This window comes from Blautia luti, assembly GCF_013304735.1.
GTDB lineage: Bacteria > Bacillota > Clostridia > Lachnospirales > Lachnospiraceae > Blautia_A.
This window is the reverse complement of sequence record NZ_JAAITI010000016.1, coordinates 17,455-39,213: the sequence shown is the minus strand read 5'-3', so window position 1 is coordinate 39,213 and position 21,759 is coordinate 17,455. Positions and strand designations below refer to the sequence as shown.

Genomic DNA, 21,759 nt, shown 5'->3' with positions numbered 1-21,759 from the left:
TTTTGAGTGAAAAAATATTACTGATTGACGGACACAGCATTCTGAACCGGGCGTTTTATGGACTTCCGGATCTTACCAATGCAGAAGGACGCCATACAGGAGCGGTATATGGATTTCTGAACATTATGTTCAGGATCATGGAGGAAGAGAAACCGGAGTACCTTACCGTTGCTTTTGACCTGAGTGCACCGACATTCCGACATAAGCGCTATGAAGCTTATAAAGGCACCCGGAAACCTATGCCGGAGGAGCTTCGGGAACAGGTTCCTCTGATCAAGGAGATGCTTTCCGCCATGGGAATCAATATGATGTTTATGGAAGGCTATGAAGCAGATGATCTTCTTGGAACGGTTGCCAGAAGAAGTGAAGCGAAAGGCATGGATGTCACCATTCTTTCCGGAGACCGGGACCTCCTTCAGCTTGCCACAGATAAGGTACTGATCCGGCTTCCGAAGACGGTTCGGGGGAAGACCACCATTGAGAATTACCATACCGCGGAAGTGATTGAGAAATATCAGGTAACGCCGCCACAGATCATAGAACTGAAAGCTCTGATGGGGGACAGTTCCGATAATATCCCGGGAATTCCGGGCGTTGGAGAAAAAACCGCAACCAAGATGATCGTGCAGTTCGGTTCCATTGAGAATGCCCATGAACATCTGGAAGAAGTAAAGCCCAATAAGGCAAAAGAATCTCTCCGTGAACATTATGATATGGCACAGCTTTCCAAAGAACTCGCAACTATCAACACAGACAGTCCCCTGGAATTCTCCTACGAAAAAGCGAAAGTGGAGAATCCCTATACTCCGGAAGCTTATGAACTGTGCAAACGACTGGAATTTAAGAATATGTTGAACCGTTTTGACCCGGTTACTGCAGCGGATTCCTCCATGGAACTGGAATTTTTTACCTGCAATGATCTTTCCGGCGTGGAGGCCCTGTTTGAGAAAGCAGCCAGGAAGGAGCAGGTGGGTATTTCTGTTCTTGCAGACCCGGATCAGGTGTATACCGTGGGACTGGTCCTGGATGAAAAAGAAATCTATCAGATTCCGGTGGGAGGACTTCTTACCGGAGACTACCTTTGCGGAAAGCTGAAAACCCTGGCGGACAGAACGCTGCTCTGTGCCATGGATATCAAAGCAGTACTTAAACATGTTCCTCTGGAAAATCCGGAGAAAGTTTTTGACGCAGGGGTTGCGGCGTATCTTCTGAATCCTCTGAAGTCTGCCTATACCCATGACGATATCGCCAGAGAATATCTGGACGGCATGATGCTCCCGGCAAAAGAAGACCTTCTTGGGAAAACTTCCCTGAAAAAAGCCTGGGAAGAAGAGATGGAGGGTCTTGGAAACTATGCCTGCTATCAGGCGTTTGTGCCATGCATGGCCCGGGGTGTTCTCCTTGAAAAACTGGACGAAACAGGCATGCGTAAGGTTTATGATGAGATCGAACTTCCTCTTGTCTTTACTCTGGATTCCATGGAAAAATGGGGAATTTCCGTTAAAGGGGAAGAACTTAAAAGTTACGGCGAAAAACTCAAAGTCCGTATCCAGGAGCTGGAAAAAACCATCTGGCAGGAAGCAGGGGAGGAATTTAATATCAATTCCCCGAAACAGCTGGGCGTGATTCTTTTTGAAAAAATGGGACTTCCCGGCGGAAAGAAGACCAAGACCGGTTACTCCACAGCAGCGGATATCCTGGATAAACTGGCGCCGGATCATGCCATTGTAAAAGATATTCTGGAGTATCGTCAGTTGACCAAACTGAAATCCACTTATGCAGACGGACTTGGAAATGTGATCGGAGAAGATGGACGAATTCACTCCACTTTCAACCAGACTATCACGGCGACCGGACGTATCAGCAGCACAGATCCGAATCTTCAGAATATTCCGGTACGTATGGAACTGGGAAGACTGATCCGTAAGGTTTTTGTGCCGGAGGAAGGATTTGTATTTCTGGATGCAGATTATTCCCAGATCGAGCTTCGTGTGCTGGCCCATATGTCCGGAGATGAAAAACTGATCCAGGCTTACCGGGAGGCAGAGGATATTCACCGCCTTACCGCATCCCAGGTATTCCATGTGCCCCTTGATGAGGTGACACCGCTTCAGAGACGAAATGCCAAGGCTGTAAACTTCGGAATCGTGTATGGAATCAGTTCTTTCGGACTGAGCCAGGATTTAAGTATTACCAGAAAAGAGGCAGCAGCCTACATCGAAAAATATTTCGAAACTTACCCGAAGATCAAGGGATTTCTGGATGGTCTGGTAAAAGACGGAAAAGAACACGGTTACGTAACGACTATGTTTGGCAGAAGAAGACCGGTGCCGGAACTGAAATCCAGCAATTTCATGCAGCGTTCTTTCGGCGAGCGTGTGGCTATGAATTCCCCGATCCAGGGAACAGCGGCGGACATCATCAAGATCGCCATGAACCATGTTTATGAACGAATGAAAAAAGAAGGCCTGTGCTCAAGACTGGTGCTTCAGGTACACGATGAGCTTCTGATCGAGACAAAGAAGGAAGAAATCGAGATCGTTTCCCGCATTCTGGAAGAAGAGATGAAGGGAGCCGCAGATCTTGCAGTGGAACTTGACGTGGATATGCATCAGGGCGACAGCTGGTATGAGGCGAAATAAATGAGAGTGATCGGAGTAACCGGCGGAGTAGGCGCCGGAAAAAGTACAGTACTTGGAATCCTGGAAGAAGAGTTTCAGGCATATGTGATTCAGGCAGACCAGCTTGGCCATATTTTGATGGAACCGGGAGAAGAATGTTACGATGCGGTGATCGCATTGTTTGGAAAAGAAATCATAAAAAAAGATAAAACTATTGACCGGAGAAGGATTTCTGATGTAGTATTCACAGATAAGGATATGCTTTTGAAATTAAACGGGATCATTCATCCGGCCGTAAAACAGAGAATCCTCCGTCTTCTTGGAGAACAGAAGGAAGCGGGAAGAGGAATCTGCGTTGTGGAGGCTGCCCTTTTTCTGGAAGAAAATTATCAGGAATTCTGTGATGAAGTCTGGTATGTGTATACAGAAGAAGAGATCCGGATCCAGCGCCTGATGGAAAGCCGCGGCTATTCCAGGGAGAAATCTCTTGGCATTATCCGAAACCAGGTATCCGACCAGGTTTTCAGAGAACATACGGATTATGTAATCGAAAACAATGGAGATCTTTCGGATACCCGGAGACAGATCAGAGAAGGGATAGAGAGAAATGAGACTTTGTAGTATTGCCAGCGGAAGCAGTGGCAACTGTATCTATGTGGGCTCTGAGGAGGCACATGTCCTGGTAGATGTGGGGATCAGCGGGAAGAGCATCGAAAAAGGCCTGAATTCCCTGGATCTTACCGGGAAAGACGTGGACGGAATCCTGATCACCCATGAACATTCCGACCATATCAAGGGCCTGGGAGTGATTTCCAGAAAATACGGAATTCCCATCTACACCACAGGCGGGACTGCAGACGCCATGCTTCGGATGAAATCCCTTGGAAAAATGCCGGAGGGGCTGATCCACGAGATCCGGGAAGATGAGCCGTTTGAGATTAAAGATCTGACAGTAAATCCTTTTACCATTCCTCACGATGCGGCACAGCCGGTAGGTTACCGCCTGGAATGCGGAGAACATTCTGTGGGTATTGCCACAGACCTTGGAAAATATAACGATTACATTGTAAAAAATCTGGAGAATCTGGATGCGGTGCTTCTGGAAGCCAACCACGACATCCGCATGCTCCAGGTTGGAAAATACCCTTATTATCTGAAACAGAGAATCTTAGGAGACAGAGGCCATCTCTCCAATGAGAATGCAGGCCGCCTGCTTTGTAGGATCCTTCATGATAATTTGAAGGCGGTTTTTCTCGGCCATTTAAGCAGAGAAAACAACTATGAAGAACTTGCCTACGAGACTGTGTGCTCGGAGGTGACACTTGGTGACAACCCGTACCGTTCCAGGGATTTTAAGATCCAGGTAGCGAAGAGGGATCACATATCAGAAATAATCACAGTGTAGAAAGGAAAAAACGATGAAGAAGACAATTATCACAGTAGTAGGAAATGACACAGTAGGAATTATCGCAAAGGTTTGTACATACCTTGCAGAGAATCAGGTTAACATTCTGGATATTTCTCAGACCATCGTTCAGGGGTACTTCAACATGATGATGATCGCAGACACAGCAAAATGTGAAAAAGACGGCGGCACACTTGCAAAAGAGCTTGAGAATCTTGGCAAAGAGATCGGCGTAGTGATCCACTGCCAGCATGAAGATATTTTTAACATGATGCATCGAGTATAATTAAATAACGGATATACTGTTGTTTGATTATGAGCAAGTAGCGAAGCGGATGCTTTTATCCGCATTATACCAATCATCAGGGAGAAAATAAAATGATCAATATTTTTGAAGTAAACGAGACAAATAAAATGATCGAGCAGGAGAATCTGGATGTGCGTACCATCACCATGGGAATCAGCCTTCTGGACTGTATCGATCCTGACCTGGATGCACTGAATCAGAAAATATACGAAAAGATCACCACAAAAGCCAGAAACCTGGTAGCTACCGGTGATGAGATTGCAACCGAGTACGGAATCCCGGTTGTAAATAAACGAATTTCCGTAACACCGATCGCTCTGGTTGGTGGAGCCGCATGTAAGAAACCGGAAGATTTTGTGACCATCGCAAGAACACTGGATAAATGTGCCAAGGAAGTTGGAGTGAACTTTATCGGCGGATATTCCGCACTGGTAAGCAAGGGAATGACTCCGGCAGAGGAACTTCTCATCCGCTCCATCCCGCAGGCAATGGCAGAGACAGAGCGTGTCTGCAGTTCTGTAAACGTTGGTTCCACCAAGACCGGTATTAACATGGATGCCGTAAAACTGATGGGCGAGATCGTCCTTGCAACCGCAGAGGCAACCAAAGAGCAGGATTCCCTTGGCTGTGCCAAACTTGTGGTATTCTGCAACGCACCGGATGACAACCCGTTTATGGCAGGTGCTTTCCACGGTGTTACAGAGGCTGACTGCATCATCAATGTAGGTGTCAGCGGCCCTGGCGTTGTCAAGAAAGCCCTGGAGCAGGTTCGCGGAGAAGATTTCGGAACTCTCTGCGAGATGATCAAGCGTACCGCATTTAAGGTAACACGAGTGGGACAGCTGGTTGCACGTGAGGCATCCAAACGTCTGGATGTGCCGTTTGGTATTGTGGATCTTTCCCTTGCACCAACACCGGCCATCGGTGATTCCGTAGCAGAGATTCTGGAGGAAATCGGTCTTGAGAGAGCCGGTGCACCTGGAACAACTGCAGCACTTGCGCTTCTCAATGACCAGGTGAAAAAAGGCGGCGTTATGGCAGCAGCAGCTGTGGGCGGATTAAGCGGTGCCTTTATTCCGGTCAGCGAGGATCAGGGAATGATCGATGCGGTAAATGAGGGAGCGCTTACGCTGGAGAAACTGGAAGCCATGACCTGCGTATGCTCTGTTGGACTGGATATGATCGCAGTTCCGGGAGATACCAAAGCTACCACACTGGCAGGTATCATTGCCGATGAGTCTGCCATCGGTATGGTAAACCAGAAGACAACCGCAGTACGTCTGATTCCGGTAATCGGCAAAGGTGTAGGCGAGACTGTTGAATTCGGAGGCCTTCTTGGTTATGCTCCGATCATGCCTGTAAATTCCTTCTCCTGCGATGCATTTGTACAGAGAGGCGGAAGAATTCCGGCACCGATTCACAGTTTTAAAAATTAATTCTGAAATTAATTTCATTTCGGGGTTGACAGATTCACGTTGATGTGCTAAAGTAAACACAACTTAAAAAACAAACCAGTGAGAAAGAGAAGTAAACATTTCAGGAAGCTTCACAGAGAGCGGTGATGGTGGGAATCCGCAGGGGACCAGATGTTGAATGGACTTTCGAGGGCGGCCCGAACTATTTATCTGTACAGTAGGCGCCGACGGGAACCGAACCCGTTATCAATGAGGAGTGTATGTTAGTACACCGGAAAGTGGACGATTCGTCAATTTGAGTGGTACCGCGATAATAAAGAACTTTTATTACCGTCTCAAGCATAATATAAGCTTGAGACGGTTTTTGTGTTACAGGAAAAAAGAGATTCTGTTGCATAAAAAGTTGTTCCGGAAAAGCAGGCCGCAGGGTGTACAAAAAGTAATCATAAGCGGAAATAAGAAGGGAGAACAAAATTATGAAAAAAAGAATGTTAGTAATCGCAGCAGCAGTAGCAGCAACAAGTATGATGGTGGCCAGCCCGGTTATGGCAGAGGATTTTAAAGTAGGCATCTGCAATTATGTAGATGATGCTTCCCTGAACCAGATCGTAGATAATATCCAGTCCCGTCTGGAAGAGATCGGCAAAGAAAAAGGCATCACATTTGATGTACCTTATGATAACTGCAATGCAGATGCCAGCGTTATGGAACAGATCATCTCCGATTTCCAGGCTGACAATGTTGACCTGATGGTAGGTGTAGCTACACCGGTGGCAATGCGTATGCAGTCTGCGACAGAGGGAAGCGATACACCGGTTGTTTTCTCAGCAGTATCGGATCCGGTTGGCTCCGGCCTTGTAGATTCTCTGGATGCTCCTGGTGCAAATATCACAGGAACCAGTGATTATCTGGATACTTCTTCTATCATGAAACTGATCCAGGCGCAGAACCCGGATGTAAAGAAAATTGGCCTTCTTTATGATGTAGGACAGGATTCCTCCACAACAGCAATTCAGGAAGCAAAGGATTATCTGGATGAGCAGGGAATCGAATATGTAGAACGTACCGGAACCACTACCGATGAAGTTCAGCTTGCGGCAGATGCACTGATCGCAGATGGTGTGGATGCAGTATTTACACCTACCGATAACACCATCATGACAGCAGAGCTTTCTATTTATGAGAAATTTATTGAGGCAGGAATTCCGCACTACACAGGTGCTGACTCCTTTGCATTAAATGGTGCCTTTGTAGGATACGGTGTTGATTATGCAAACCTTGGACAGAAAACAGCCGATATGATCGCAGATATCCTGGTGGATAACGCAGATCCGGCCAAAACCGCTGTGGAAACATTTGACAATGGTACTGCAACAGTTAATACAGAAACCTGTAAAGAACTTGGCCTTGATTTTGATACTGTAAAGAAAGCATTTGAGCCTCTCTGTACACAGGTAAATGAGATTACAACTGCAGAAAGCTTCGATGAAGTAGAAGCAAAATAAATCCAAATGGAGGAAATCACTGTGACGATTGCAACTATGCTCTCCCTCGGGGAGACTGCCCTGAAGCTTGGACTGATCTGTTCCCTGACAGTTCTTGCTCTGTTCCTTAGTTATTCCATGCTGAATGTCTGCGACCTTTCTACAGACGGCTGCTTTACTTTTGGAGCCGCTGTAGGAGCCGTAGTAGCTGTAAGCGGACATCCGTTTCTGTCCATTGTGGCAGCTATGGCAGCAGGTGTTACATCGGGATTTGTAACAGCTATCCTGCAGACAAAGCTGGGAGTAGACAGCCTGCTTGCAGGTATCATTGTAAATACGGCCTTATATTCCGTAAATATTGCGGTTATGGGAGGTTCTTCTCTCATTAATATGAACCGGACAACCACAGTATTTACCATGATGAAAGATGCACTTGCAGGTACACCGTTAAAAGGCAGGGAAGATATCATTATTGCAGCCATCGCAGTGATCCTTGTGATTGTATTTCTGGTATTTTTCCTGAAAACAAGACTTGGTCTTGCAATCCGGGCAACCGGAAATAATTCTGATATGGTAAAATCTTCCTCTATCAATCCGGTCTTTACAACAGTGATCGGCCTTTGTGTGGCAAATGCATTTACCGCACTTTCCGGATGCCTTCTGTCTCAGTCACAGAAATCCGTAGATATCAACATCGGACAGGGTATGGTTACCATTGCACTGGCATCTCTGCTGATCGGAGGTACGCTTCTTGGCCATGGCGGAATTTTTGTAAGAGCGGTGGGAATGGTGCTTGGTTCCTTCATTTTCCGCCTTGTATACACCATCGCACTTCGTTTCAATATGCCGGCGTTTATGCTGAAACTGGTATCTTCTGTGATCGTTGTTCTTGCAATTTCCGGTCCGTATCTTAAGAAACAGTGGCCGCAGATCCGAAGAAGAATGACTCATACAAAAGGAGGCAGATGATCCATGTTAAAAATCAGCCATATTTCAAAAACATTTAATCCGGGAACCGTAAACGAAAAAAAGGCAATCGAAGATCTTTCCCTGGAACTGAAAAAAGGCGACTTTGCTACGATCATCGGTTCTAATGGTGCGGGAAAATCAACACTTTTCAACGCAATCTGTGGTGATTTCCTCACAGATGCAGGAGCAATTGAGCTGGATGGCAGAGACATTACATTTATGCCGCAGCATGCACGTGCAAAAGAAATCGGCCGTCTTTATCAGGATCCGATGCGTGGAACTGCGCCGGGTATGACAATCGAAGAGAATCTTGCACTTGCAGCCGGCAAAGGCGGATGGCTTTCTCATACAACCCGACAGGAAAAAGAACGTTTCCGTGAAGAACTGAAGAAACTGGACATTGGCCTGGAAGAGCGGATGAGTCATCCGGTGGGACTTCTTTCCGGTGGACAGAGACAGGCCTTGACACTTCTGATGGCAACTATGAATCCGCCGAAATTACTTCTTCTGGACGAGCATACTGCAGCGCTTGACCCGGGAACTGCTGAGAAAGTTCTGAATCTCACAAAACGGATCGTGGAAGAACATCAGCTGACCTGTCTGATGATCACGCACAATATGCAGTCTGCAATTGATCTTGGAAACCGTATTTTGATGATGGATTCCGGTAATATCGTGCTGGATATCGGAGGCGAAGAGAAGAAGAACATGACCGTGGACGGCCTTCTCGAGAAATTTAAGACAGGAGCCGGAAAGGCCCTGGATAATGACCGTATTCTTTTGTCGGAATGATAAATGATAAGTAGAAGGACCATCACTGTTTGAATCAGGTGGTGGTTCTTTTTTTGTGGAAAATTCTTGAGTATATCACGTTACCGTGGTAAAATGAATGAAATCGCTTTGTGATTTTGCTTTTGAGCATGTCGCAGAGCAGAATGCGAATGTCCATAGACACGGACACTTGTAATTTATTATGGAAGAGGGACGAATGATATGCAGTTTTCAAAAAGACTGGACCGATTTGGAGATGAAATTTTTGCAGCTCTGAACAACCGGCGCATGGAGCTGGAAGCTCAGGGCATGAAGATCTATAACATGAGTGTGGGAACCCCGGATTTTAAAACTCCGGAATACATCAAAAAAGCCGTAGCGGAAGCGGCCATGGATGACAACAACTGGAAGTACAGCCTCCGGGATCTGCCGGAGCTTCTGGAAGCAGTCTGTACTTATTATAAAAAACGTTTTGACGTGGAACTGACACCGGATATGGTAATGACCGTTTATGGAAGCCAGGAAGGAATGGGACATCTTGGCATGGCTCTCTGTGACGAGGGAGATACCGTCCTTCTTCCGGACCCGTGCTATCCGGTATTTGCAGCAGGAAGCCTGATGGCCGGAGCAGTTCCTTACTACTATCCACTGGTTGCGGAACATGACTTTCTCCCCTATGTAAAGGGAATCCCGGAAGAAGTGGCGAAGAAGGCTAAATACATGGTAGTATCCCTTCCGTCCAATCCGGTAGGAAGTATAGCCACACCAGGACTTTACGAAGAAATCGTGGAATTCGCGAAAAAATATGATATTCTCATTATTCATGATAATGCATACAGCGATATTATCTTTGACGGAGCATTTGGCGGAAGCTTCCTTGCAACACCAGGAGCAAAAGAGATCGGCGTAGAGTTCTTCAGTCTTTCCAAATCCTTCAATGTTACCGGCGCAAGGCTCAGCTTTCTGGTAGGCCGGCCTGACGTGATAACAGCACTTCGCAAGCTGAGAAGCCAGATCGATTTTGGCATGTTCCTGCCACTTCAGAAAGCAGCTATTGCCGCACTTGAGGGACCACTGGACAGCGTAAAAGAACAGTGCCAGATGTACCAGGAGAGAAGAGATGCACTCTGCCAGGGACTTCGTGACATTGGCTGGGAACTTCCAAATGGAAAAGGTACCATGTTCGTCTGGGCAAAGCTCCCCGGCGGCCGCACGGACAGTATGGCTTTCTGCATGGAGCTGATGGAAAAAGCAGGCGTCATCGTAACTCCGGGAGCAAGTTTCGGACCACACGGGGAAGGATACGTACGTTTCGCACTGGTGCTTCCGCCGGAGAAAATCCGGGAAGCAGTGGAAGCCATTGGAAAAAGCGAGATTACCGTTACGGTTACAAAATAATCCGCGGTGGTTTCTGGAATTCATGAACAAAAGGCTGACCTGTTTTCCGGCAGAGAAGCATTTCATAAAGATTCGAAGCTTCGCAGGTTTGATTAAAAATCCCCAATCCGTCTTTATCAAGGATGGAAGCGGCATCTGCAGCTTTGGTAAGCATAGGGATAGAAGCGTTTTTCTTGATTTGACCAAGAAGCGGTGCACTGTCTTTTCGGAAACCAAGCACCCGGGCATAGGGAATATGTCCGGGTGCTTTTTCTTTCAGATCCAGAAAGATCCGGACAAGACCACGGCAGATGGCAGACCGTGTAATATCTCTGGTTTTCAGAAGATCCGCAAACTGGGAAAAACTTTCATACTGGTTCAGGTATTTTAAAATCCGGCGGATCAGAGCATCGGAAAGATCCGGATACTGACGTAAACTTTCTTCCGTTTCCAGAAGAAGTTTATAATGAAGAGGAAGATCCAGAGCTGTTTCCAGAAGCCAGCATCTCTTTTCCAGTGCAGAGGAAAAGACCGGAAATGCTGCAGCCGGAATAAAACGGGAAAAATCCATGGCACCCTTTTCAGCGGAAAGAAGTTCCCGGATACCGGAAGCAGATGGGAAAAAATCTCCGGAAACATCCGAGAGATCCGCATCGTGATATCCGCTTCCCTTTCGGAGAAGTGCATGGGGGCGGATGGAGCTGTTCTGGCGCAGCAGGGCTTTGCAGTACTCAATGCCAAGGATATTGTTTGGAGAAGAAAGGATGGAATCCATCTGCTCCGGAAAAATAAAATGTCCGTCACCGAAAGACACATCAGAGATGGCAGATTTTGTAACATAACTTGTCAGCGCACGGCTTCTTGCCAGGGGAAAACTCATTCCTTCACGGAGATTTTTCTGGAGAAAATCTCTGTATACAGGAGGCTCCGCCACAAGAATGCGGGCTGTTTCCATAAGGATCTCCGTATCACCGCATTCACTGCCAAAACAAAGTTCATCCACAATCCCAAGTCCGTCCAGAAGGCTTACGCCGCCTGCGGCAAAGCCCTCCGCACTGGCAGTGGAAACCTGGACGGGAAGTTCCAGGACGAGATCGGCACCGCCAAGAAGAGCCATCTCTGCCCGGAGATGTTTTGGCATGAGAGCAGGAGCTCCTCTCTGTACAAAATCTCCGCTCATGGCGACGATTACATAATCAGCACCAAGAGATTCCCTGGCATAACGGATCTGATATTCATGCCCCCTGTGAAAAGGATTGTATTCTGCAATAATTCCAACAACTTTCATATAAAAAACCTGCCATTTCCAAAAAGTTAAATTCTACGCAAAGCATTACCAGGATATGGACCGTATATACCTGCCCGGCACTGCGTTTTTCCATAATGAAACTATTCTAACATAAGCATCACAAAAAGTTAAGCCATACATAATCTGCTTTGCATTCAGGCCCGTAAATTGCATCTCAAAAAATACGCCATACATCCATTTTCTGACAATGAAAAGCTTGAAATACAAAGTGTAAGGGGGTATAATAAACACAGTGTAGTGCCCGAACAGACACTAGCGTTTTTGTTACATCAAGAAAGGAGCCATTTAATCATGGGATTTGTTGAACTGCTTAAGAAAAGAGCAAAAGAAAGCGTAAAAACAATTGTACTGCCAGAGACAGAGGATATGAGAACTCTTGAGGCAACTGACAAGATTCTGAAAGAGGGAGTTGCCAAGATCATCCTCATCGGTAATGAGGAAGAGATCAACAAGAAAGCAGCAGAGGGCGGCTTTGATATTTCCGGCGCACAGATCGTAGATCCGGAGACATCCGACAGAACTCAGGCATACATTGATAAATTCGTAGAACTGAGAGCAAAAAAAGGAATGACACCTGAGAAAGCGAAAGAGATCCTTCATACTCAGTACCCATACTATGGCGTAATGATGGTTAAGATGGGTGATGCAGACGGTATGGTATCCGGTGCATGCCACTCTACAGCAGATACACTTCGTCCATGCCTTCAGATCCTGAAGACAAAACCGGGAACCAAGCTTGTATCCGCATTCTTCCTGATCGTAGTTCCGGATTGCGAGTATGGCGCAAACGGTGCATTCGTATTTGCTGATTCTGGTCTGAACCAGAACCCGACACCGGATGAACTTTCCGCAATCGCAGCATCTTCCGCTGAGTCCTTCAAACTTCTTGTTCAGGAGGAGCCAATCGTAGCTATGCTTTCCCACTCCACCAAGGGAAGTGCAAAACATCCTGACGTAGATAAAGTCGTAGAGGCTACCAGAATCGCAAAAGAGGAGCATCCGGAGCTTAAACTTGACGGAGAGTTCCAGCTTGATGCAGCTATCGTTCCAAGCGTAGGCGCATCCAAAGCACCAGGAAGCGAAGTAGCTGGTAAAGCGAACGTACTGGTATTCCCAGACCTTGATGCAGGTAACATCGGATACAAACTTGCTCAGCGTCTTGGTAAAGCTGAAGCATACGGACCTGTTACACAGGGTATCGCGAAACCTGTAAACGACCTGTCCCGTGGATGCTCTGCAGACGATATCGTAGGTGTTGTAGCAATCACAGCAGTACAGTGCCAGGCAGAGGATAAATAATTATAAATAATCAGGAGAGTAAAATCATGAACGTATTGGTTATCAACTGTGGAAGTTCTTCATTAAAATATCAGTTAATCGATTCCGAGACAGAGAATGTCCTTGCAAAAGGTCTCTGCGAGAGAATTGGTATCGACGGAAGACTGGTATATCAGAAAGCCGGATGTGACAAAGAGATCACAGAGGCAGCTATGCCAACACATAAAGAGGCAATCCAGATGGTACTGGATGCACTTACCAATGACAAGACAGGCGCAATCGGAAGCCTGAAAGAGGTTAACGCAATCGGACACCGTGTCGTACACGGCGGCGAGAAATTCGCTTCTTCCGCAGTGATCACAGATGAGATGATCAAAGCAGTAGAAGAGTGCAACGACCTTGCACCGCTTCACAACCCGGCAAACCTGATCGGTATCCGTGTATGTGCAGAGCTTATGCCAGGTGTACCGCAGGTAGGTGTATTTGATACTGCTTTCCATCAGACAATGCCTGCAAAAGCATATCTCTATGGACTTCCGCTTGAATTCTACAAGAAATATAAAGTAAGAAGATACGGTTTCCATGGAACATCCCACAGCTTCGTATCCAAGAGAGCTGTTGAGTTCCTCGGCCTTGACAAAGACAACTCCAAAGTTATCGTCTGCCACCTTGGAAACGGATCTTCCATCAGCGCTGTTGTAAACGGAAAATGTGTAGATACCACAATGGGTCTTACACCACTGGAAGGTGTTGTTATGGGAACACGTTCCGGTAACATCGACCCGGCTATCATGGAGTTCATCGCTAAGAAAGAGAACCTTGACATCGAGGGCGTTATGAACGTACTCAACAAGAAATCCGGTCTTCTTGGACTTTCCGGCGGACTTTCCAGCGACTTCCGTGACCTTAACGAGGCAGCTGAGGGTGGAAACGAAGATGCAGCAAACGCAATCGACGTTCTCTGCTACGGCATCGCTAAATTCGTAGGCGGATATGTTGCAGCAATGAACGGTGTTGACGCAATCGTCTTCACAGCAGGTATCGGTGAGAACGCAATCCCGGTACGTGAGAAAGTTGTAAGCTATCTTGGATACCTTGGCGTAACACTTGACAAAGACGCAAACGGACATCGTGGCGAGGAGATCGTAATCTCCACACCAGATTCCAAAGTTAAAGTTGCAGTTATCCCGACAAACGAGGAGCTTGCAATCTGCCGTGAGACTGTAGCACTGGTATAATCAGCCGCTTCAGTACTGACACAGATGGTATAAAACCGTTCGGGCATAGCCGGAAATCAGGCAGAATATTATTGCGAACCAGCAGTATACATTCGGGGGCGGACAGGTAACAGTCCACCCCCGAAATTTGCCCCTGAATTTCCGATTAAGCCAACAGTAACAAAAAATTAAAAAAATGTAATATTTTCCCGAAAATAACGTTGACAAATCACAAGACCATATGTATAATGGATTGAGTGTGGATAGGAGAGACTTATGCAGATTCATTTATTAGACATTTCTTCCTGTGATGGCAAGACGATCCAGGAGTCAGTTGTTCCTGAACTGGAGAAGATTGATTTTCAGATGGGAAGTTTTCCGGTACTTGCGAAAGAGCCGGTAGAGCTTACAATCACCAATACCGGTGATAAGGTTCTTGAACTTACAGGAACCGGTAAGATTACAGTGGGAATCCCTTGTGACCGCTGTCTTGAGACAGTAGCCGTAGAGATACCGCTGGAATTTAAGAAGAAGCTCGACATGAAGCTTTCTGACGAAGAACGTGTCAATGATCTGGATGAAAGCAGCTATCTCACAGGTATGAACCTGGATGTGGACCGGTTGGTCTATCTTGAGGTATTGATATGCTGGCCTTTGAAGGTCTTATGTAAAGAAGACTGTAAAGGTATCTGCAGCCGCTGCGGGAAGAACCTGAACGAAGGTCCCTGCGGATGCAAGGAGGAGCCTAAGGATCCCCGCATGGCAGCTATCAGTGATATATTCAGTAAATTTAAGGAGGTGTAACCTATGTCCATTTGTCCTAAGAACAAATCTTCCAAAGCTAGACGTGACAAGAGAAGAGCGAACTGGAAAATGAGCGCTATGAACCTTGTTAAATGTAGCAAATGTGGAGCACTTATGATGCCACACAGAGTTTGCAAAGCTTGCGGAAGCTACAATAAGAAGGAAATCATCAAAGTTGAGGACTAATTTTAATTAGACAGTCAATATATGATGCAGAAAAGAGTCTGGTATGCTGAGATAAGTATACCGGCTTTTTTTATACTCTGAGGGGAAATAAAAATATGAAAGAGAACAAAAATCAGAAAAATACCGCCGTAAACCAGATCACAGAGGGCGTGATCTGGAAACAGCTTCTGTTTTTCTTTTTTCCGATCTTGTTTGGAACTCTGTTCCAGCAGATTTATAATACCGCCGATACGGTTGTGGTAGGCCGTTTTGTGGGAAAAGAAGCGCTGGCTGCAGTCGGTGGTTCGTCCAGCATGATTGTGAATCTGATTGTAGGATTTTTTGTGGGCCTATGTTCTGGTGCGGCTGTGGTGATTTCACAGTTCTACGGCGCAAAAGACCACAAAAATCTCAAAAAAGCGCTTCACACATCCATGATTTTCTGTCTGGCAGCCAGCATAATTGTGGGAACAGCAGGATTTATCCTGGCAGAGCCGATCCTTCACCTGATGAAAACACCGGCAGAAGTAATTCCGGATTCTGTACTGTACCTGCATATCTATTTTGCGGGAACTTTTTTCAATCTGGTTTACAACATGGTATCCAGTATCTTAAGAGCAGTAGGAGACTCCAAAAGACCCCTTTATGTGCTGATCATCACCTGCCTTTTGAATATTCTTCTGGATGTTGTGTTTGTTGTAATCTTCCATATGGGAGTTCTTGGCGTTGCACTTGCAACAGTCAGCTGTCAGGCAGTCAGTGCCATTCTTGTAACCTGGTTTTTGATGCGGGCAGAAGATATTTACCGTCTGGAATTCCATGAGATCCGTTTTGATCTCCGGTCTCTTGGAGCAGTTTTAAGGATTGGACTTCCAGCAGGACTGGAATCTGTGATGTACAACATTGCCAATCTTACTATTCAGATTTTTGTCAATGAGCTGGGAACGGACACCGTGGCAGCCTGGGGAACCCTGGGAAAAATTGACGCGGTATTCTGGATGGTCTGCAATGCATTTGCTATCTCAATTACCACCTTTGTGGGACAGAACTACGGTGCCGGAAAATACCACCGCATGCGAAAAAGCGTCCGTGTCTGTATGGCAATGGCATATATTACCGCATTTATTGTAAGTGGTGCAATTGTTCTGTTTGCGGGACCAATTTACCGCCTATTTACCACAGATCAGACAGTGGTGAAAATTGGAGTCCATATGATCCGGTTCCTGATCCCATCGTATGCGCTTTATGTTGTGATCGGAATTCTGTCCGGCGCCCTGCGTGGTGCCGGAAGAGTTCTGATCCCCATGATTCTGACATGCGGAGGCGTCTGCATGATCCGGATTATCTGGCTGTTTGCCTTTGTAAAATCCCATCCCGGAATTAACAGCATTATGCTCAGCTATCCGGTGTCCTGGGTAATTACTGCGGTGCTGTTTGTCATTTACTATTTCCGGCGTTTTCCCGGTATACAAAAAAAGAAATAACCATATAAAAAGGGTGCTGATTCTGCGTGATAGCAGTGATTGGCACCTTTGTTTTTCTCGGAAAATGTCGATTTATTACGAATTGATTTCATTGCCTGAAAAGAGAAAAAGCGGTATTCTGGACGCATATAGATGGATATTTAAAACAGCACAAAAGGGGATGAATCACATGCACAATCTGCGAAAAACAATAAGATATGGGATTTTATCAGTACTTGGAGTGATTGTTATGGGGATCTGCATGAGGTACGCCATAAAAACGGCAATGGCAGCAATCACAGCCCTGACGGTGGGAATCCGAAACCGATCCGGAAAGCGGGGTGGCAGCCATAGAGAAGAAAAATAAGCTGTGGACTCTTATTTTCGGAATTACAGTGATTTTATCCATGACGGCATTTTTTCTGATGTACCGCATGAACAATGAATATACGGCCAGAGGAGAGCAGCCCATTCAGGGAATTCTCTGTCTGGATGAGGAAAAAGCAGCGGGGAAACTGCATTATCTGGCCAGAGAATGGCAGTATTTTCCGGGGAAACTTCTTACTCCAGATATGCTGAAAGAAAACACCGGATATTATAGCCGGTATATTTCCATTGGAGAATACGGAGGAATGGAACTGGGTGACAAAAATGCCTCTCCCTATGGATGCGGAACCTATCAGATGATTCTGATTCTGCCGAAAAAAGAACAGACATGGGCCCTTTCTCTTAAGAAGGTCTTTTCCGCATACCGGATTTATATCAACGGAGAACTGGCAGGAGAAGTGGGAGATCCGGATGAAAAAACTTATAAAGAGCAGATTATGAACCGTGTTTTTACATTTCAGGGATCTGAAATGGCGGAAATTGTCATAGCAGTGGCAGACAAAAACCATGTCAAATCCGGAATTCAGTATATTCCGGTGTTCGGGTCCCCGGTTCAGATCAATATGCAGAGAGGATTGCGGGTACTTGGGAGCGGATTTGCCATGGCATTTTGTATTTGCGTCATGTTTGGAGTGCTTACAGTACATATCCGCACCAGGACATATCTGTCTCTTATGATTGATGTCTGGATTGTGGCAGCTTTTCTTCTGGAAATTTTTGTGGATATTCTTCCCTCAGCAGGAATTTTCTATGAAGCATCCTGGATCAGCGAAGCTGTCAAATGGGTTGCGGCGTTTTATATGCTGGTAAATACTTTCGGGGAAACTGACTGCGGATATGGGAAAATTGTTCTGGTGGGAACAACGGTTTACGCCTGTTCCCTTGCAGCAGATCGGATCTGGCCTCTTTACGAACCTATCATCGGAGGCCGGTTTCCGGAGACCGGAGGGATGGTACTGGCCATTGCGTTTGCCTGCGTGCTGTGGAGAGATCTTTCAGAAGCGTACAAAATCCGTCTCACCTATGAGATATACAGCAAACAGACAGAACTGCGTCTGCTTGCTCAGAAAAAACATTACGAAAAACTGAAAGCGCAGATGGATGAAACCAGCCGTGTCCGTCATGATATGCGGCAACATCTCCGGGTGCTGGCTGCCCTTCTGGAACAGAAACAGTATGAGGAAATGCAGACGTATCTTTGCCGGTATACAAGGGAGTTTCAGGAGAGGCTTACATATCAGACCTACTGTAAAAATCAGGTAACCGATGCAATTCTTCATTATTATGAGGAGATCTGCCGGGAAAAAAGAATCTCTTTTCAGTGCCAGGTGGAGGCACCGGAGAATACAGGAATCGAAGATACAGACTTCTGCCGGCTTTTTGGAAATCTGCTGGAAAACGCAGTTGAGGCAGCCGAAAGGTGCCCGGATGGCAGCCCGAGATTTATCCGGGTACAGATCCGGGCCAGAAATAATAAACTGCTGATCGAAGAAGAAAATAGTTGTACAGGTTCTCTTCGAAGAGGCAGGGACGGAATTTTCTCCGGAAAACATTCCGGACAGGGAATCGGAACCGCATCCATCTCGGAGATTGCGGCACGTTATGGTGGTCTTGCAGACTTTCAGGACCATAATGGGATTTTTAAGGCAGAGATTTTCCTTCGCCTGACGAAAAAAGATACTGAAGATAAGCTTTTCGGATAGCGGCAGAACCACGTTTCCGGATCTGGACAGTTTCTCCGTTATCCAGAAGGAATCCGTCGTCGGTGGCTTCCTGGATGCGGTCCATATTTACCATACATCCACGGTAACAGGAGAGAAAATTGTGGCAGTCACGGATCTGCTCCTCAAATTTATGGAATGTAAGGTAAGAACGCAGCGGGCCGGCATCTGTATGCAGGCAGACGGCATTGCGGAATGTATCTGCATACAGAATGCTGTGCAGCGGCACACGCACAGGAACACGATCAGAAATAATTTCGATATATCGTGCATGAAGAGCCTCTTTCAGACGAAAAGAATCCAGAATCTGACACAGCTTTTCCGGCTGAAAAGGTTTCAGAAGATAGTAGGCGGCATTTACGTCGTAGCTTTCCACCGCAAATTCACTGCTGGTAGTCACAAAAACAAGAATGCAGTCATCAGACTGATTTCGGATTCTTCTGGCTGCTTCCATGCCGGTAATGCCATCCATATAGATATCCAGAAACAGGATCTGGAAATTTCCGGGCCGGTAATCGTCAAAGAAAGCCTCCGCACTGGAAAAGTACCGGATTTCCGTGGGAATCTGTCTGTTTTCAAAATAAGAAGTAATAATGCGTTTCAGCTGTTCTGCGTCCGATGCAATGTCATCAATAATAGCAATATTCAAAATCTGTAACCTCCGGAGAAATAAGTGTAAAGGTAGTATAGCATAACTTTTCGGAATGTCCAGAGGCAGTTTACGATTTTACATAAGTTTTACGGGGGAGATTTTGTAGAGAAATGTCGTAAGATCTCATATTCTCTCAAAATCATTAGTAAATTCTGGAAAAAGAGTGCAAGATATCATGGAAAACGTCATTTCGTCACAGGTTGGTTGTCATTTGCCGGGAAATTTTTTACAATGATGTCATCCAAAAAGAAAGGCGGTAGATATACGGAAAGTAAAAAAGAAAACTGGCGACATGAGAAACTGTCAACAAAAATCCAGACAAAACCCTTAAAAAAACCCTTACAACAACGGCTGTATTTCAGAGCATGAAACGCAGCCGTTTTCCCCGTTCCAAAAATACATGCTTCTTGACGGAAAGCAGGAAATTCGTTATTATTCGTTGTAGAGTGAAAAAGCCAATGCGGATATCTTTATCTGCAGGAACTTACGAAAAAAGAAAATGGAGAAACACACATGAACATTCTTAATATAGAACATATCCACAAGATTTTTGGAGACAAGGTAATTTTTGACGATATTTCCTGCGGCATTGATCAGGGAGAAAAGATCGGAATCATCGGTGTCAACGGAACAGGAAAAACCACCCTGCTCCGGGTCATTGCAGGAGAAGAAGAACCGGATGAAGGCCAGGTGATCACTCAGAACGGAATTCGTATCAGCTGGCTTCCCCAGACTCCGGAATTTCCACAGCATATGACCATTCTGGACTATGTGGCAGAGGGCAAATGGCAGAAAGACTGGAGTACGGAGAGCGAGGCACGCCGTATGCTGAACACGCTTGGAATTACAGACCAGAACAGCAATATGGATAATCTTTCCGGCGGTGAAAAAAAGAGAGTGGCACTGGCCAGAATGCTTTTAAATCCGGCAGACATCCTGATCCTGGATGAGCCTACCAACCACCTGGACGGGGAGATGGTTACCTGGCTGGAAGACTTTCTTCGGAATTTTCGTGGAACTGTGATCATGGTTACCCATGACCGATACTTCCTGGACCGTGTGGCCAACCGTATCCTGGAGATCAGCCACGGAAAATTATATTCCTACGCAGGAGATTACTCCAGGTTTCTGGAATTGAAAGCCCAGAGAGAAGAGATGGAGCTTGCCAGCGACCGTAAACGCCGCAGTGTCCTTCGGATGGAACTGGAATGGGCGGCGAGAGGCTGCCGGGCCAGAAGTACCAAGCAGAGGGCAAGGCTTGACCGTCTGGAAGCACTGAAAGCAGGAAAAACTCCGGTAAAAGATCAGAATGTAGAGATGGACTCCGTGGAAACCCGTATGGGCAAAAAGACCGTAGAGTTCCATCACGTGAGTAAATCCATAGAAGGCCGCCTTCTGATCAATGATTTTGATTATATTGTTCTAAGAGATCAGCGCCTTGGAATCATCGGCCCCAACGGCTGTGGAAAATCCACCCTCCTTAAGATGGTAGAAGGACTGGTTGCTCCGGATTCCGGAGAAATTCAGATCGGCGAAACCATCCGCATCGGATATCTCGCCCAGAACGTTCCGGATATGGATGGAAGACAGCGAGTGATCGATTATATTCGCGAAGTGGCAGAATATGTTCCGACGAAAGAAGGAAGAATCACCGCTTCCCAGATGCTGGAGAGATTTCTTTTTGACCCGGCCATGCAGTACACACCTGTAGAAAAACTTTCCGGAGGAGAGAAGAGAAGACTGTACCTTCTGAAAGTCCTGATGGAGGCACCGAACGTCCTGCTCCTGGATGAGCCAGGAAATGATCTGGATATCCCTACTATGACTATCCTGGAAGATTATCTGGATTCTTTTTCCGGTATTGTGATTACCGTATCTCATGACCGTTATTTCCTTGACAATGTGGTAAACCGCATTATGGCATTTGAGGGGGATGGACAGCTGGTACAGTATGAAGGGGGATACACCGATTATCTGGAAGCGAAAGCCAGAAAAGGCCAGACACTGGAAACACGTTCGGATATGGCAGGCAGCAGCCAGGACGAGATGCCGGAACCGGAAAAAAAGAAATCCTCAGCAGATACCTGGAAACAGAACCGGAAACAGAAGCTGAAATTTACCTATAAAGAACAGAAAGAATTTGAAACCATCGATGATGACATTGCGGCACTGGAGGAACGTCTGGAACAGATCGACAAAGAAATGGCAGTCAATGCCACCAACGCCGGAAAACTCCGGGAACTTTCCGAAGAACAGCAGGAAACCCAGCAGAAGCTGGATGAAAAAATGGATCGTTGGGTGTATTTAAACGACCTTGCGGAACAGATCGAGGCGCAGAAAGAATAAGATATATCAGCAGAGAGCTTATAGCATTTCGGGGAATACCGCTATAAGCTCTCTGTTTTCAACTGTTT

The 21,759-nt window shown here is 46.2% G+C and carries 19 protein-coding genes and 1 other annotated feature; of the genes, 17 read left to right on the top strand and 2 right to left on the bottom strand.

What is annotated here, in order from left to right; genetic code table 11:
* The first annotated feature begins 2 nt into the window (after positions 1 to 2).
* The 9 genes from polA (at position 3) to G5B06_RS10105 (ending at position 10,370) form a co-directional block, all read left to right on the top strand.
* Positions 3 to 2,642, top strand: coding sequence for a DNA polymerase I (gene polA, locus G5B06_RS10145; RefSeq protein WP_173771967.1), 2,640 nt, complete (start codon positions 3 to 5; stop codon positions 2,640 to 2,642).
* Positions 2,643 to 3,242, top strand: a complete 600-nt coding sequence (coaE, locus tag G5B06_RS10140; protein WP_021977685.1) for a dephospho-CoA kinase — start codon at positions 2,643 to 2,645, stop codon at positions 3,240 to 3,242.
* A complete protein-coding gene (locus tag G5B06_RS10135) occupies positions 3,229 to 4,026 on the top strand; it encodes an MBL fold metallo-hydrolase (protein ID WP_022427103.1) in 798 nt (265 codons plus the stop codon). Before coaE ends, G5B06_RS10135 begins: the two co-directional genes overlap by 14 nt.
* Positions 4,027 to 4,039: 13 nt before the next feature.
* Positions 4,040 to 4,312, top strand: coding sequence for an ACT domain-containing protein (locus G5B06_RS10130; RefSeq protein WP_021977683.1), 273 nt, complete (start codon positions 4,040 to 4,042; stop codon positions 4,310 to 4,312).
* Positions 4,313 to 4,404: 92 nt separating this feature from the next.
* On the top strand, positions 4,405 to 5,769 hold the full coding sequence (locus G5B06_RS10125; RefSeq protein WP_148447171.1) for a PFL family protein: 1,365 nt from the start codon (positions 4,405 to 4,407) through the stop codon (positions 5,767 to 5,769).
* Positions 5,770 to 5,838: 69 nt separating this feature from the next.
* Positions 5,839 to 6,089, top strand: a binding site (T-box leader).
* A gap of 135 nt (positions 6,090 to 6,224) precedes the next feature.
* A complete protein-coding gene (locus G5B06_RS10120; protein WP_173771965.1) occupies positions 6,225 to 7,253 on the top strand; it encodes an ABC transporter substrate-binding protein in 1,029 nt (342 codons plus the stop codon).
* A gap of 36 nt (positions 7,254 to 7,289) precedes the next feature.
* Complete coding sequence (locus G5B06_RS10115) at positions 7,290 to 8,201, top strand: ABC transporter permease (RefSeq protein WP_173772006.1); 912 nt, start codon at positions 7,290 to 7,292, stop codon at positions 8,199 to 8,201.
* Positions 8,202 to 8,204: 3 nt separating this feature from the next.
* The gene (locus tag G5B06_RS10110; RefSeq protein ID WP_148447167.1) at positions 8,205 to 8,993 is read left to right on the top strand and encodes an ABC transporter ATP-binding protein; all 789 of its coding nucleotides are present in this window, start codon (positions 8,205 to 8,207) and stop codon (positions 8,991 to 8,993) included.
* A gap of 201 nt (positions 8,994 to 9,194) precedes the next feature.
* Complete coding sequence (locus G5B06_RS10105; RefSeq protein WP_173771963.1) at positions 9,195 to 10,370, top strand: pyridoxal phosphate-dependent aminotransferase; 1,176 nt, start codon at positions 9,195 to 9,197, stop codon at positions 10,368 to 10,370.
* On the opposite strand, the gene G5B06_RS10100 is transcribed toward G5B06_RS10105, so the two are convergent.
* Positions 10,360 to 11,637, bottom strand: a complete 1,278-nt coding sequence (locus tag G5B06_RS10100; protein WP_173771961.1) for a nucleotidyltransferase family protein — start codon at positions 11,635 to 11,637, stop codon at positions 10,360 to 10,362. The two genes, G5B06_RS10105 and G5B06_RS10100, sit on opposite strands and share 11 nt — an antisense overlap.
* 312 nt (positions 11,638 to 11,949) lie before the next feature.
* Here G5B06_RS10100 and pta point away from each other — a divergent pair, with 312 nt between their 5' ends.
* From pta to G5B06_RS10065, 7 genes are all read left to right on the top strand, one after another.
* The gene (gene pta / locus G5B06_RS10095) at positions 11,950 to 12,957 is read left to right on the top strand and encodes a phosphate acetyltransferase (RefSeq protein WP_148447162.1); all 1,008 of its coding nucleotides are present in this window, start codon (positions 11,950 to 11,952) and stop codon (positions 12,955 to 12,957) included.
* 26 nt (positions 12,958 to 12,983) lie between these two features.
* Entirely contained in the window at positions 12,984 to 14,174 is a 1,191-nt protein-coding gene (locus G5B06_RS10090; protein ID WP_148447159.1) for an acetate/propionate family kinase, read from the top strand.
* 255 nt (positions 14,175 to 14,429) lie between these two features.
* Complete coding sequence (locus G5B06_RS10085) at positions 14,430 to 14,957, top strand: YceD family protein (protein ID WP_092069907.1); 528 nt, start codon at positions 14,430 to 14,432, stop codon at positions 14,955 to 14,957.
* A gap of 3 nt (positions 14,958 to 14,960) precedes the next feature.
* A complete protein-coding gene (gene rpmF, locus G5B06_RS10080) occupies positions 14,961 to 15,143 on the top strand; it encodes a 50S ribosomal protein L32 (RefSeq protein WP_015525241.1) in 183 nt (60 codons plus the stop codon).
* A 95-nt stretch (positions 15,144 to 15,238) separates the two neighbouring features.
* Positions 15,239 to 16,606, top strand: a complete 1,368-nt coding sequence (locus tag G5B06_RS10075; protein WP_173771959.1) for an MATE family efflux transporter — start codon at positions 15,239 to 15,241, stop codon at positions 16,604 to 16,606.
* Positions 16,607 to 16,775: 169 nt separating this feature from the next.
* Positions 16,776 to 16,952 (top strand): hypothetical protein, encoded by a 177-nt coding sequence (locus G5B06_RS10070; protein ID WP_173771957.1) that lies wholly within the window; start codon positions 16,776 to 16,778, stop codon positions 16,950 to 16,952.
* Positions 16,953 to 16,992: 40 nt separating this feature from the next.
* Positions 16,993 to 18,675, top strand: a complete 1,683-nt coding sequence (locus tag G5B06_RS10065) for a sensor histidine kinase (protein WP_173771955.1) — start codon at positions 16,993 to 16,995, stop codon at positions 18,673 to 18,675.
* Here the strand turns inward: G5B06_RS10065 and G5B06_RS10060 are convergent.
* A complete protein-coding gene (locus G5B06_RS10060; RefSeq protein WP_021977671.1) occupies positions 18,614 to 19,342 on the bottom strand; it encodes a LytR/AlgR family response regulator transcription factor in 729 nt (242 codons plus the stop codon). The two genes, G5B06_RS10065 and G5B06_RS10060, sit on opposite strands and share 62 nt — an antisense overlap.
* 516 nt (positions 19,343 to 19,858) lie before the next feature.
* Here G5B06_RS10060 and G5B06_RS10055 point away from each other — a divergent pair.
* Positions 19,859 to 21,691, top strand: coding sequence for an ABC-F family ATP-binding cassette domain-containing protein (locus tag G5B06_RS10055; RefSeq protein ID WP_148447153.1), 1,833 nt, complete (start codon positions 19,859 to 19,861; stop codon positions 21,689 to 21,691).
* The last annotated feature ends 68 nt before the right edge of the window (positions 21,692 to 21,759 follow it).

Bases quoted from the DNA above. Each gene is read 5' to 3' on its own strand.
- coaE (WP_021977685.1), top strand. From the start codon at position 2,643: ATGAGAGTGATCGGAGTAACCGGCGGAGTAGGCGCCGGAAAAAGTACA.
- G5B06_RS10135 (WP_022427103.1), top strand. From the start codon at position 3,229: ATGAGACTTTGTAGTATTGCCAGCGGAAGCAGTGGCAACTGTATCTAT.
- G5B06_RS10130 (WP_021977683.1), top strand. From the start codon at position 4,040: ATGAAGAAGACAATTATCACAGTAGTAGGAAATGACACAGTAGGAATT.
- G5B06_RS10125 (WP_148447171.1), top strand. From the start codon at position 4,405: ATGATCAATATTTTTGAAGTAAACGAGACAAATAAAATGATCGAGCAG.
- G5B06_RS10120 (WP_173771965.1), top strand. From the start codon at position 6,225: ATGAAAAAAAGAATGTTAGTAATCGCAGCAGCAGTAGCAGCAACAAGT.
- G5B06_RS10115 (WP_173772006.1), top strand. From the start codon at position 7,290: ATGCTCTCCCTCGGGGAGACTGCCCTGAAGCTTGGACTGATCTGTTCC.
- G5B06_RS10110 (WP_148447167.1), top strand. From the start codon at position 8,205: ATGTTAAAAATCAGCCATATTTCAAAAACATTTAATCCGGGAACCGTA.
- G5B06_RS10105 (WP_173771963.1), top strand. From the start codon at position 9,195: ATGCAGTTTTCAAAAAGACTGGACCGATTTGGAGATGAAATTTTTGCA.
- G5B06_RS10100 (WP_173771961.1), bottom strand. From the start codon at position 11,637: ATGAAAGTTGTTGGAATTATTGCAGAATACAATCCTTTTCACAGGGGG.
- pta (WP_148447162.1), top strand. From the start codon at position 11,950: ATGGGATTTGTTGAACTGCTTAAGAAAAGAGCAAAAGAAAGCGTAAAA.
- G5B06_RS10090 (WP_148447159.1), top strand. From the start codon at position 12,984: ATGAACGTATTGGTTATCAACTGTGGAAGTTCTTCATTAAAATATCAG.
- G5B06_RS10085 (WP_092069907.1), top strand. From the start codon at position 14,430: ATGCAGATTCATTTATTAGACATTTCTTCCTGTGATGGCAAGACGATC.
- rpmF (WP_015525241.1), top strand. From the start codon at position 14,961: ATGTCCATTTGTCCTAAGAACAAATCTTCCAAAGCTAGACGTGACAAG.
- G5B06_RS10075 (WP_173771959.1), top strand. From the start codon at position 15,239: ATGAAAGAGAACAAAAATCAGAAAAATACCGCCGTAAACCAGATCACA.
- G5B06_RS10070 (WP_173771957.1), top strand. From the start codon at position 16,776: ATGCACAATCTGCGAAAAACAATAAGATATGGGATTTTATCAGTACTT.
- G5B06_RS10065 (WP_173771955.1), top strand. From the start codon at position 16,993: ATGACGGCATTTTTTCTGATGTACCGCATGAACAATGAATATACGGCC.
- G5B06_RS10055 (WP_148447153.1), top strand. From the start codon at position 19,859: ATGAACATTCTTAATATAGAACATATCCACAAGATTTTTGGAGACAAG.